This window comes from Xanthomonas sp. 3058, assembly GCF_014199765.1.
Lineage (GTDB): Bacteria > Pseudomonadota > Gammaproteobacteria > Xanthomonadales > Xanthomonadaceae > Xanthomonas > Xanthomonas campestris_B.
Map to the genome: position 1 here is coordinate 23857 of NZ_JACHOF010000004.1, position 12956 is coordinate 36812.

Annotated in this window: 8 protein-coding genes; 3 read left to right on the forward strand and 5 right to left on the reverse strand. The window is 66.6% G+C overall.

Going from position 1 to position 12956, the window contains the following annotated elements; genetic code table 11:
• Nucleotides 1-40: 40 nt before the first annotated feature.
• Entirely contained in the window at nt 41-541 is a 501-nt protein-coding gene (locus GGR61_RS07275; protein ID WP_184620976.1) for a YcxB family protein, read from the forward strand.
• Between the two features lie 23 nt (nt 542-564).
• On the opposite strand, the gene ampR is transcribed toward GGR61_RS07275, so the two are convergent.
• Nucleotides 565-1440 carry a LysR family transcriptional regulator AmpR gene (gene ampR, locus GGR61_RS07280; RefSeq protein ID WP_184620977.1) on the reverse strand — a complete coding sequence of 292 codons (876 nt, stop codon included), beginning with the start codon at nt 1438-1440 and terminating at the stop codon, nt 565-567.
• Nucleotides 1441-1541: 101 nt separating this feature from the next.
• On the opposite strand from ampR, the gene bla reads away from it, so the two are divergent.
• Nucleotides 1542-2435, forward strand: coding sequence for a class A beta-lactamase (bla, locus tag GGR61_RS07285; protein WP_184407201.1), 894 nt, complete (start codon nt 1542-1544; stop codon nt 2433-2435).
• A gap of 227 nt (nt 2436-2662) precedes the next feature.
• Nucleotides 2663-3637 (forward strand): alpha/beta hydrolase, encoded by a 975-nt coding sequence (locus GGR61_RS07290; RefSeq protein WP_184407226.1) that lies wholly within the window; start codon nt 2663-2665, stop codon nt 3635-3637.
• Nucleotides 3638-3708: 71 nt separating this feature from the next.
• Here the strand turns inward: GGR61_RS07290 and GGR61_RS07295 are convergent, their stop codons facing one another.
• From GGR61_RS07295 to GGR61_RS07310, 4 genes are all read right to left on the reverse strand, one after another.
• Nucleotides 3709-5859, reverse strand: coding sequence for a phospholipase C, phosphocholine-specific (locus GGR61_RS07295; protein WP_184620978.1), 2151 nt, complete (start codon nt 5857-5859; stop codon nt 3709-3711).
• A 614-nt stretch (nt 5860-6473) separates the two neighbouring features.
• The gene (locus GGR61_RS07300) at nt 6474-8885 is read right to left on the reverse strand and encodes a TonB-dependent receptor (protein WP_184620979.1); all 2412 of its coding nucleotides are present in this window, start codon (nt 8883-8885) and stop codon (nt 6474-6476) included.
• Between the two features lie 159 nt (nt 8886-9044).
• The gene (ggpS, locus tag GGR61_RS07305) at nt 9045-11339 is read right to left on the reverse strand and encodes a glucosylglycerol-phosphate synthase (RefSeq protein WP_184620980.1); all 2295 of its coding nucleotides are present in this window, start codon (nt 11337-11339) and stop codon (nt 9045-9047) included.
• A 59-nt stretch (nt 11340-11398) separates the two neighbouring features.
• On the reverse strand, nt 11399-12640 hold the full coding sequence (locus tag GGR61_RS07310) for an MFS transporter (RefSeq protein ID WP_184407197.1): 1242 nt from the start codon (nt 12638-12640) through the stop codon (nt 11399-11401).
• Between the last annotated feature and the right edge of the window lie 316 nt (nt 12641-12956).

The following is a 12956-nucleotide window of genomic DNA, read 5'->3' on the forward strand; positions in this document are numbered from 1 at the left end:
TTACGATGCGCAGCTAACCAAGCACAAGGATGTCGCGAACATGATCACCGTCACCATCAGCCTGGAAGACCATCTGGCCGCGCAGCGGTTGCATGCACGGTATACGGCCAAGCTCTTGATCGTGTTCCTGGTTGTCCTGCTCCTGATCGGGGTAGGGGTGTTTCAACTGGTCGGGGCCAGCGAAATCATCGGCCCGGTGCTGATCGGCGGCGGCGGCGGCGGCTTGATCGGCCTGGCGTTGTTGCACGTCTGGGGCTTGCCACGCAAGATCAAACGCCTGCACGCCCAGCAGGCCTCGCTGCGGTACACCTACACCTATGCGTGGGACGAGACCGGGCTGGAGATCACCTGGGCGGACGGGCGGCTGCGCCGGCCGTGGTCCGACTACATCCGCTACCGCGAGAACGAGCGCGTGCTGCTGCTGTATCACAACGACCGCTTGTTCGAGCTGTTCGCCCCGCACTGGTTCGCCGACAAGGCGCACTACGAGGCGTTTCGCCGCGTGGCGGTGCAGGGCATCGAGGCGTCCGCGCGCCGCTGAGCACGCAGTTGCAGTGAGGCCGCTCAGCCGGAGCGCTGTTGCTCTGCCAGCAGCCAGTCGCGCAGTCGCGCATCGGCGTCGCCTTCCGGGCGCGAGCGCAGCCGGGTGAGCCAATAGCGCCCGGCGTCGATCTGGATCGGGAACGGGCACACCAGGCGCCCTGCATCCAGATCCTGGCGAAACATCGGCAGCGGCAGCAACGCCACGCCGGCACCGGCCGCCGCCGCGCTGGCCAGGGTCAACGACGAATCGAACATCGCCCCGCGTGCGGTGACTTCGGCCACACCCGCGGCGCGAAACCACTGCGGCCATTCGTCCTGGCGGTACGAACGCAATAACGGCAGCTGCGCCAGATCGGCCGGGGTGCGTAAGCCGCGCGCCATGCTGGGCGCGCACACCGGCGCAAACGGCGCCTCCATCAGCGCATGCGCGATCTGGCCCTGCCAGTCGCCATCGCCGAAACGGATCGCCAGATCCAGCCCTTCGCCGGCCAGGTCGACCCGGTTGTTGTGAGTGGACAGGCGCAATTCGATCTCCGGGTGCGCGGCATGAAAGGCCGGCACTCGCGGCAGCAGCCAGCCGGTGGCGAAGGTGCCCACCACGCCCACGCTGAGCACCTCGCGATAGCGCCCATCGGCAAAGCGCTCCAGGGTGGCGGCGATGCGGTCGAAGGCCTCGCCCAGCACTGGCGCCAACGCCGCGCCCTCGTCGGTGAGCGCCACGCCGCGCGGCAGACGGTGGAACAGGCTGGTGCCCAGCTGTTGCTCCAGCGCCTTGATCTGGTGACTGAGTGCGGCCTGGCTGACGCACAACTCGCCGGCCGCGCGGGTCAGGTTCTGATGACGCGCAGCGGCCTCGAAGGCGCGCAGGGCATTGAGTGGGAGGCGAGGGCGGGGCATGCGCAGAGATTAGTTCAATTCATGCCAGGGATTGAAACATCGCAATAGTCCGGTGGCCAGCCTGCGCCGATACTGCGGGCTCTCCCGAGGAGGCATAGTCCATGTTGAACCGTCGACAATTCTTGTGCGCCACCGGCGCGAGCGTGCTGCTTGCAGCCTCCAGACCCGCATGGGCGCTTACCCCGGCGATGACGGCAGACGATGCGCTGCGGGCACGGTGGGCGGAGATCGAACGTGGCACCGGCGGCCGCCTGGGCATCGGCCTGCTCGACAGCGCCACCGGCAAGCGCATCGGTCAGCGTGAAGACGAGCGCTTTCCGATGTGCAGCACCTTCAAATTTGTATTGGCTGCTGCAGTATTACAGCGGGTGGACCAGGGCAGGCTGACGCTGGCGCAACGGGTCAAGATCCGTGCCTCGGACATGCTCGAGCATGCGCCGGTGACCGAGCGCCATGTCGGCGGTTCGCTGAGTGTCGGCGAACTGTGCCGGGCCACGATGATCTACAGCGACAATCCTGCCGCCAACCTGCTGTTTCCGCTGATCGGCGACCCGGCCGGATTGACCGCCTTCCTGCGCAGCATCGGCGATGCCCAGACCCGCAGCGACCGCTACGAGCCGGAGATGAACCGGTTTGCCGCCGGCGACCCGCGCGATACCACCACCCCTGCGGCGATGGCCGCCACGCTGCGCACGCTGCTGCTCGGCGACGCGCTGCAACCGGCCTCGCGCAAGCAGCTGACCGCCTGGATGATCGACAACCGCACCGGCGACGATTGCCTGCGTGCGGGGCTCACGCCCGACTGGACGATCGGCGACAAGACCGGCAGCAACGGCACCGATACCCGCAACGACATCGCCATCCTCTGGCCGCCGAAGGGCCGGGCGCCACTGCTGCTGACGACGTACTTGAACGGCGCCAAGGTCGACGACGCAGCACGCGATGCGGCGCTGAAGGCGGTGGCGGTCGCGGTGCGCGAGACGCTCGCGGATTGAGTGTCGCGGTGCTAGGCGCGTCTGCGGCGTAGCCATCTCCTCGCTCCGCGAGCGTGGCGGCCCAGCGTATGCCGCCGCAGGCTTGCGGCATCGCGCATTCCAGTGGAGCGCGGCAGCCGCGCTCGCATTGCAGATCACGACATCCAGGCGCATGCGCTGCCAGGCCTGCAATCGAACGCATCGCATCCACTCCTATCCCACTCTCGCCATCCACTGGATCACTCCCAATGCGTAATTCGCTTCTTTTTGCAGTCGCAGCCGCTGCACTTGTGCTCGCTCACACATCGGCGCAGGCGGAGATCTGGCAACCGGCGCCGGGCCATGTGCAGGTACCGATCTGGCCTGGCAAGGTTCCCAATGCGTTGCCGCATCCGAAGCCGGAATCGGTCGGTCCCGGCGAAGGGCGCACGTGGTGGGCCAGGGTCAACGATGTCAGCCGCCCGACGATGACGGTGTATACGCCCAAAACGCACAACACCGGTGCGGCGGTGCTGGTGTTTCCCGGCGGTGGCTATCAAGTCCTGGCCATGGATCTGGAAGGGACGGAAATCTGCGACTGGCTGACCGCGCGCGGTATCACCTGTGTGCTGTTGAAATACCGCGTCCCGAACTCGGGGCCGACCTGGATCAACGACCGCCGCTATTACCCGAAGGTGCAAACGGCCCTGCAGGACGCCCAGCGTGCGCTAGGGCTGGTGCGCGCGCAGGCGGACCAGTTGGCCGTGGACCCGCACAAGATCGGTGTGCTCGGTTTTTCTGCGGGCGGACACCTGGTGGCCGCGATCAGTACGCATTTCGCGAAGCGCACGTATCCGCCGGTGGACGCGGCGGATGCGCAGAGTTGCCGCCCGGACTTCGCCATCGCTGTCTACCCGGGCCATCTGTGGGCGCACGAGGATGAAGACGGCGCCACGCGCGATCCGACCCATCTGTCGCTGCGGCCAGACATCACCGTCACTGCCCGAACGCCGCCGACCTTTTTGCTGCAGGCCGAGGACGATGCGGTGGATGGCGTCAGTCAGTCGCTGGCCTACTACGTGGCGCTCAATCAGGCCGGCGTACCGGTCGAAATGCATCTCTATGCCGAAGGTGGGCATGCGTTCGGTCTGCGCGCGGGCGCACTGCCGATCGCGCAATGGCCGCATCTGGTGGAAACCTGGTTAGGCACGATCGGCATGCTGGACGCGGCCGACGCGCGCTGAGCGCGGCCGTGCGCCAGCGTGCTGATCACGCAGTCAGACATGCGCTCCCACCGCACGCCTGGCTGCAAGGCTCAGCCGAGTGCGCCGATCGACAAAGGCATGTCTTGCTGCAGCCGCGCCGGCCCCCCCATGGCTGGATCGCTGACGCTGTCTGCACCAGTGTCGATGCGTCCGGCCAGACGCTGGGCTGCGCCGTCGTGTTGCACCCACAGGTCGTACCAGCCGCCGCTTGCACCGGCCTTCCAGCTACGTCGCTGGATGCTGCCGGGCGTAACGGCAAGTCGTTCGTGTGGCTGCGCATTCGCATACGCCGCCGGCTGCAGCGCAACGCGCACGGCGGCATTGCCGGCATTGCGCAGGGTTACCGCCAGCAGGGTCGGATCGTTCGGATCCTGCATGACATCGGCGGTGAGCAATGCAGCGCTCAGATCGCCGCAATAGTGGCGATGGAAGCCATTGGGGCCGATCAGCCACAGATCGTAGCGGCCATCGTAGGTGGGCCAGCTGCCTTCCAATGTGGCGCCATTGCCGACCGTGTAGCGGCGCGGAATCGCGGTCAGGTCGTAGCGGTCGTAGACATGCAGCACGAGGGCAGCGCCGCTGTTGGACATGCGTAGCAGCACCTTGCCGGGCTCCTCCTGCCCATAGGCCAGCTGCACGGCGGGACGATAAGGCACCGCGCGTGAGCGCCGCACACCGAACGGCTGCTGCGGCGGTTGCAGCGTCGCCGGCAGCGGCGGCAAGCTGTGTTCGCGCAATGCCGCCGCGCGCGCTGCGCTGGCGCTGATATCGGGCAACGCGGCAACGAACGGGCGCGTATCCGCGTTGCGGAAATCGAACGCGCTGGTGAGGTCGCCGCAGACCGCACGCCGCCACGGCGTGATCTCCGGCGCGGGCACGCCGAAGCGACGTTCCAGCAGGCGCAGCACCGAGGTGTGGTCGTACACCTGCGAATCCACCCAGCCGCCGCGACTCCACGGCGAAATGACGTACAGCGGCACGCGTGGGCCCAGGCCGTAGGGGCGGCCGCGCAAGTCGGGCAGATCCACCTTTTGCTCGCCGGGTGCGGGGTGGCGATGGTAGTCGTCGTCGGTGGCCACGCTCGATGCCCCGGCAACGCCGCCGGCCGCACGTGGGTCCAGCGACGGTGGTGCCGGCGGTGGCACGTGATCGAAAAAGCCGTCGTTCTCGTCGAACATCAACAGCAACGCGGTGCGGCTCCAGACCTGCGGATCGGCGGTCAGCGCATCCAGCACGCGCGCGGTGTAAGCGGCGCCTTGTGCGGGACTGGACGGTTCCGGATGTTCGCTGCCGGCCGCATCGGCAATGAGGAAACTCACCGACGGCAAACGCCCGCCAAGCACGTCGTCGCGCAATTGCTCCACGCCGCGCGTACTCACCCCGCGCGCGCGCAGCGGCGCATCGTGGCCGGGGGCGCCGCTGAACGCCTGGCGAAATGGCGCAAAGCCGGCGAGCGGGTTGTCGGTGAAGTTGTCGCGCATGTCCTGATAGATCTGCCAGGACACCCCGGCGTTCTGCAACTGCTCGACATACGTGGTCCAACGATACGGCTCGGCGAAACCGCCCAATTCCGCAAAGTTGTCGTGCGAGTTGCCGATCACCGGCCCACCGGCGCGTGCCTGCGGATCGTTGCTGCCGGTCCACAGAAACACGCGATTGGAATTGGTGCCGGTCTGGATCGAGGCGTGGTATGCATCACAGACGGTGAATGCATCGGCCAGCGCGTACTGAAACGGAATGTCCGCACGCCCGTAATAGCCGAGTGCGTGGTTGTGCTTGGCTGCGGTCCAATGCCCGAGCCGTCCATGGTCCCAGGCGTACTGGGCGTCCACCCAGCTATGCGGCGTGCCCTGCACGCGCATGAAGCCGAATTGCGCTGCCGTATCCAGTGCGAACGGGGTCAGCCACTGGCGGCCATCCTGGCTGGGTTGCAGCCACACCGTACGTGTGGGGGCACCTGGCAGCGGCGGCGCGGGAATCGGAAAGCGATCGCCGAACCCGCGCACGCCCGGCAGGCTGCCGAAGTAATGATCGAACGCGCGGTTTTCCTGCATCAGGATCACCACGTGTTGCAGATCTTCCAGCGTGCCGGTGCGACGGTCCGGTGCGATTGCTGCGGCACGCGCGATGCTCGGCAAAAGCGCCGCCGTACCAGCGCTGAGTCCGGCCTGCAACACACGGCGGCGGGGAAGATCGATCATCGTGTCACCTCTTGATTGGCTAAACCCTTCCGACTCCCTTCCCCCGCCTGCGGGGGAAGCTGCCCGAAGGGCGGATGGGGGCGCTTGTGCCCTCACCCCAACCCTCTCCCGCAGGCGGGAGAGGGGGCGGATTGCTGCGGGAGGATCTCCCTGCATCCTGCGTGATTGACCGAACCCTTCTGACTCCCTTCCCCCGCCTGCGGGGGAAGCTGCCCGAAGGGCGGATGGGGCGCTTGTGCCCTCACCCCAGCCCTCTCCCGCAGGCGGGAGAGGGGGCGGATTGCTGCGGGAGGATTTCCCGCATCCTGCGTGATTGGCCGAACCTCTCCGAGTCCCTTCCCCCGCCTGCGGGGGAAGGTGCCCGAAGGGTGGATGAGGGCGCCGTGCTCTCACCTCAGCCCTCTCCCGCAGGCGGGAGAGGGGGCGGATTGCTGGGGGAGGATCTCCCTGCATCCTGCGTGATTGGCCGAACCTCTCCGACTCCCTTCCCCCGCCTGCGGGGGAAGGTGCCCGAAGGGCGGATGGGGGCGCTTGTGCCCTCACCCCAATCCTTCCTCTCTCACCAGCCCAAGAAGCAACAGCGTCGGCGCATCCACGCAGCTGTCGATCTGCCGTTACAGATCCAGCGTCAGCGTCAGGCCGACCGTGCGCGGTGCGGCGATGAACGCGCTGTCGCTGCCATCCACGCCTTCCAGATAACGCTTGTCGGTGAGATTGCTGACATTGAGCGCCAGTTGCATTCCCTTGAGTTGCGACGATAGCTGCGACAGTTCCAAGCCGAGGTTGGCATCGAAGGTGGTCACGCCGTCGAGCGCGGCAACGTTGGATGCATCCAGATAGCGCTTGCCCAGATAACGCCCGGACACACCGAAGCGCCATGCCTGGCCGCGCCAATCGGCCGACACCACCAGCGTGTTGCGCGGCTGGCCGATCACCTGCGCACCAGGCGTGATCTCCAGCGCGGTATCGCGCGCAGCATCGCCGCTGCCGAGATAATCGGCCTTGTTGTAGGTGTAGGCGCCGTTGAGACGCCAGCCGTTGTCCCAGCCATACCCCAGCGCTGCTTCCACGCCGCGCGCATGCACGCCGCCGAAGTTTTCATACACGCCATCGGTTTCGCCGAGATAGTCGATGCCGCTGACGAAGTTGGCCGGCACATAGACGATGCGGTTGTCGAAGCGGATGTCGTACAGCGTCACGCTGCCGGTCAACGGCCAGCGGCTGATGCGCAGGCCGAGCTCGACGTTGTCGGCGGTTTCCGGCTTGACCCGGCTCAGCGCGACCGGGTCGGTTTCGCCCAGCACGCCGGAGGGAATCGCGGCAAAGTTCTGCGAGTAACCGGCAAAGGCTTCCAGGCCCTGCACCGGGGTGGTCCAGGTCAGGCCGGCCGACAGCAGCGGGTCCGAATGCGAATCCGATTCCACATGCTGCGCGTCGCCGATACGGCGATCGCGGGTCTGGTCGACGAAAAACTGCTTGACGCCCACGCGCCAGGCGAACGCGCCATAGCGCATCACATCTTCGACGTAGTACATCTGTTCGTCGGTCTGGTATTGGTCCTTGAACTGCACCCAGTACGGCTGGTGATCGAAGCTGATGTTGGTGCCGACGTTGAGCAGGCGGTGCCAGTCGCGGGTGACGCTGCGATCGTAGCGCTCCAGCCAGGCACCGGCGCGCACGGTATTGTCGATGGCGCCGAGATCGGCACGCCATTCCACATCGGCCATCGCACCGGCGCGGTGGTTGTCGTAGTGACTGTGTCGGTACGACTGCACCGGGACCGACCCTGCCGGATAGCAGGCCGGATTGGATTCGGCAGGCAATGCATCGCTGCCTGCGCAGCCGGCCAGCATGGTGGCGGCCGCGCCGCCGGGGGTGAGGTAATACAGCTTGCCCAGGTCGCTGCCGGCATACACGGTGTTGCCGCCGCGCGCTTCCGATTCCGGTGCGCCGGCACCATCGTTGGTGACGTCCACCAGGTACGGCGGAATCCAGTCGCCACGGCCCTGCATGCGGTGCGCGTAGCCGGTGAGCGTGGTCTTGAACCCATTGCCGCCATCGAAGGCGCCACGCAGGTAGCCGAAGGTGTTCTTGCGCAGTGCGCGCGAGCCGGAGCGGTAGTTCTGATCCAGGTACGGAATGCCGGTGAGCGTGCCGGTGAGTAGGTCATGTTCGGGATCGCGCACGAACTGCTCCGGCGTCACGCTGGTGTATTCGGATTCGTCGGCATCGTCGTAGGACGCGTAGCCGCTGAGCGTCCACTTGTCCAACACGCTGACGAACTTGCCGGCCAGGTGATCGCGGCTGGTGTGGCCGCTGCCGTCGATCCAGTCGTCGTTGCGTGCCGACGAACCGCTGACCCAGGCGCGCGTGTTGTCGCCGAGCAGGCCGGTGTCGTAGCGCGCGTAATACTTGCGCGCCTGGTTGTCGCCGATGCCGCCGATCACGCGCACACGCTGCGTTTCCAGCGGTTCGCCGGTGAGATAGTTCAAGGTGCCGCCCAGCGCTTCGTTGGAGCGCGAGGCGATGTCGGCGGTGCCCTGGCTGACTTCCACCGTTTCCAGATCGGGCATGTCGATGAAGCGGTTGGCCTTGGAGCCGCCGCCATACGCCGAGCCGCCGTTGGGCACGCCGTCGATGGTGGTGCCGATCTGCTGGGTGTCGCGATTGCTGACGAAGCCGCGCATGCTGATCTGCGTGCCCCAGTCCGAGGAACCAAACGCATCGGCTTCGGTGACCACCACGCCGGGCAGTTCGTTGAGCGCGTCGTTGACGCTGCCGAGCACGAACTGGCGGTCCAGCATTTCCTTGCTGACGGTGGTCTTGGAATACGTCATCGCCTGGCCGACCACCTGTACCTGGTCGAGCGTGGACACCTGCTCGCCGTTGCCGGCCGGTTCGGCCGCGGTCGGGCCTGGCGTTGCGCCGTCCGGGGTTTGCTGTGCGTAGGCGGGCAGGGTGAGCGGAACCAGCAGCAGCGCGAGCGTGGCCGGGTGGCGCACGCGCGAGGAGGACGTCGAATCCATTGCAATCCAACAAGCGGGGAGGGAGCTCGCAAGCCTGCCGCGTCTGCATTGCGTGATGATGACGGGTGGTGCGTCGGGTCGCAGGCGCACCGCATCTGCGCCCACATGACAACGCCCGGACGAGCCGGGCGTTGTCATGCGTTCGTACTGCCGGTCGGGTCAGGCCACCGGTTCGACGGCCGTGGTGGGCGCGTGCAGCGCCGGCCGCCCCTGCGCGCCGCGGCTGCGTGCGACCGCTTGCAGGAACTCGCGTCCCCAGCGGTCCACGTCGTAGTACTCCACGCTGTCGTACAGCTGTCGCAAGCGCCCGGCGGCCTCGTCGTCGGGCATCGACAAGGCCTGCAGCAGGCCGGCGGCAAGATCGAGCGGATCGTGCGGATTGGTCAGCACCGCGCCCTTCAATTCGGCGGCGGCGCCGGCGAATTCGCTGAGCACGAGCACACCGCTGCCACCTTCGATGCCCTGCACCGCGACGAACTCCTTGGCGACCAGGTTCAGCCCGTCGCGCAGCGGGGTGATCCACATCACCTGCGCGGCGGCGTAATGCGCCACCACCTGCTCGAACGGCAGTGCCTGGGCGAAGAACCGTACCGGGGTCCAGTCCAGCCGCGAGAAGCGTCCGTTGATGCGACCCACTGCCTGCTCGATCTGTGTCTGCAAGGTGCGGTAGATGGTCATCTCGCGCGCGGCGGGCACGCACACCATCAGCAAGGTGACCTTGCCGAGTAGCTGCGGCTGGCGATCGAGCAGGCGCTCGAAGGCTTCCAGCTTGGCCAGCGTGCCCTTGGTGTAATCCAGTCGCTCCACCGACAGCACCAGCTTGCGCGCTCCGATCTCGCGGCGCAGTTTGAAGATGTCATTGCGCACGTCCGGCTGGCTCAGACTGGTGCGAATGCGGCGCAGATCGGTGCCGACCGGGTGCGCACCCAGCGCCACGTCGCGGTCGGCCACGCGCAGGCAGGTGGTCATCGTATCCAGGCCCACCGCGCATCCATAGGTCAGAAAGCGCGGAGCGCAGCTTTCCTGCGCCAGTCGTTCCACCGGCATCACGCCGCGCACCACGTCGACGAAGTTCTCCACCTGGCGTGGAATATGGAAGCCGACATAGTCGCAGCACATCAGGCTGCCGATGATCTCGCGCCGCCACGGCACCACATTGAACACATCGGCCGAGGGGAAATAGGTGTGATGGAAGAAGGCGATCTTCAGGTCCGGGCGCAGCTCGCGCAGGTACGCCGGCACCATCCACAGGTTGTAATCGTGGATCCACACGGTGGCGCCGTGCGCGGCTTCGGCGGAGGTGGCTTCGGCGAATTTGCGGTTGACGGTCAAAAACACCTGCCAATCGTCTTCGCGGAAACGCGCGCGCTCCCAGAACACATGCAGCATCGGCCAGAACGCTTCCTTGGAGAAACGCTTGTAGAAGATGTCCACCTCGCTCTTGCTCAGCGGCACGCGTGCGGCCGTCAGCGTGGGATAGCGCTGCGCATCGACCTCGGTATGGGTCTGGAACGGCCCGCGCTTGGGATCGTCGATGCTCCAGGCCACCCACGAACCACGTTGGCCGCCTTCGAAGAAGCCCAATAGCGAGGGAATGATGCCGTTCGGCGAACGTGGCGCGCGGCGCACCAGCTGGCCGTCTTCGACCACTTCGTCATAGGGCAGGCGGTGATAGACCATCACCAGATCGGCGCCACCCTTGGGCGGTACCTGCATCGCCGGCACATGCGGGTCGTTGGCGGCCAACAGACCGAAGTGCGCGATCGCTTCAAGGATGCCGCCGCAGCCGGGCGCGCTGGCGTGATAGGTCTCGGGCAGATGAGCGGTGGCCTGCGTCAGCGCCGGCTCCGAATCGCCGACGCAGACGCCGCGAAAACCGGCCCGGTACATCGACAGATCGTTGAGCGTGTCGCCGGCCACCAGGATGCGTTCGCGCGGCAAGTCCAGATGGCGCGCCAGGGCCGCCAGCGTGCGGCCCTTGTCGGTGTCCGGCGGCAGGATGTCCAGATAGCGATCGGCCGAATACAGCACGTCGCAGCCGAGTGCGCGTGCGCTGTCTTCGATCTGCGCGCGCAAGGGTGCCAGCGTCGCCGGATCGCAGAAATACGAGCACCGGCGTTCCTGCGGTACGTCCTGGCGCTGCAGTTGCGGAAACGCGCGCATCGCCTGCGCCACCACCTGTTCGCCCGGCCAGTGTGCATCGATCATCGACTGCAACGGCTGCAGCGGCTGCAGGGTGTGTCCATCGACCACGGTGGCGCCAACGTCGCAGACCACGTAATCAGGGCGGGGAATGGTGGGGTCGGTGAGCAGGGGCATCACTGCTTCGAGGCCGCGCCCGGTGATGAAGATCAGGCGGATTTCCGGATGCTGATCGACCAGACGATAGAGCTGGTGACGCTGCTCGGCGGAGCCGGCCAGGAAGGTGCCGTCCAGGTCGGTGGCCAGGATCACGGCCGGATCCGGGCGGGGGTGAGTCGGGGATGAGGGATGCGAATGAAGTGTTTGATCAGTCAATGGGCGTCCTTTTTGGGAGGGGAGGGAGAATCGGTTTCCGGGATCAGTTCCAACGCCGATGGCGTGGTGCGCAACATCGGACGGAACGCAATCGGATGGGTGCGCAGGCGCGCAAAGCGCAGCAGCCGCGTCAGGGTGAAACCGGCCAGGCCCAGCAGCATCACCGCGAAATACACCGGCAATGCGGCCGGTCCGAATTTCTGCATCGCGCCGCCGGCCAATGCGGGGCCGAGCGCCGCGCCCACACCGTGGACCAGCAGCAGGCTGCTGCAGCCGGACAGCAGCTGTTCGCGCGGCAGGTAGTCCAGCATGTGCGCAACCGCGAACGGATACAGCGAGAACGCCAGCCCGCCGTACACGAAGAACAGCACGAACAGCAGCGTGGTCTGCGCCTGCACCATCGGCAGCGCCGCAGCGATGGCGACACTGGCCGCCAGCACGCTCACCGCCACCAGCCCGATGCGGCGGTCATGGCCGTCGCTGATGCGCCCGATCGGCCATTGCAGCACCGCGCCGCCGACGATGGCGCTCAGCATGAACATCGCCACGCCATCGGCATCCAGCCCGATGCGGTCGGCGTACACCGGCAACAGGCCCCAGAACGCACCCATCGCCAGGCCGGACAATCCCGCGCCGATGGTCGCCACCGGGGCGAGCGCGTACAGCGTTTTCAGCCGCAGGCGCGACACGTGCGGCACCTCGGGCGGGATCAGCCGTGTGGTCATCACCGGCATCACCGCCGCGCAGATCAGGATCGCGGTCAGCGTGAACATCGCCGGCGCACGCGCATCACCGGCAGTGAGTAGTACCTGGCCCAGCGCAAGCGCAGACAGATTGATCGCCATGTACACCGAGAACACCCGGCTGCGTCGGCGTGCATCCGGCTCGGCATTGAGCCAGCTCTCGATCACCGTATAGAGACCGACCAGCGCCACACCGGTGACCAGCCGCAGCAAACCCCAGGCCCAGGCGCTCAGCCAGATCGGATGCAGCAGCACCGCGATGGCGGCCAGCGCGGCATAGAACGCGAAGGCGCGGATATGGCCGATCCGGCGGATCAGCGGCGGTGCGAAGAAGGTGCCGAGAAAGAAGCCGGCGAAATAGCCGGACATGATCAGCCCCAGCGCACGCGCGTCGAAACCGGCCTGCCCGCCGCGCACGGCCAGCAGCGTGCCGAGCAGCCCGCCGCCGGTCAGCAGCAGGGCAACACCGAGCAAAAGCGCAGTCAGCCGCAACATGGAAGCGGCCTTTGTGGGGGAAAAGGCGCGTCGATCACGTGACCAAGTTTAACAGCCCGCTCGATTGGCCTCTTTCACCTCGTCGCTACGTTTGCGCAGTTGCCTGTTTTTTACTGCAGACGTGCAACGCATCGGCGCTGCGTTATGTAGCCAGTGCGTGCGATGTTTGTTTTAGCGTGTGGTCGCCGCCGCATCGGTCACCGCATGGCGCTGCGTGCCGGTGTTCTGCATGCCTGCGCAACGCTGTTGCGATGCGTGGGTGGTCGGCGCTGCCCATGACAGATGCAGCCTCCAGCGCGTGGAGGTTGCCAGAGAG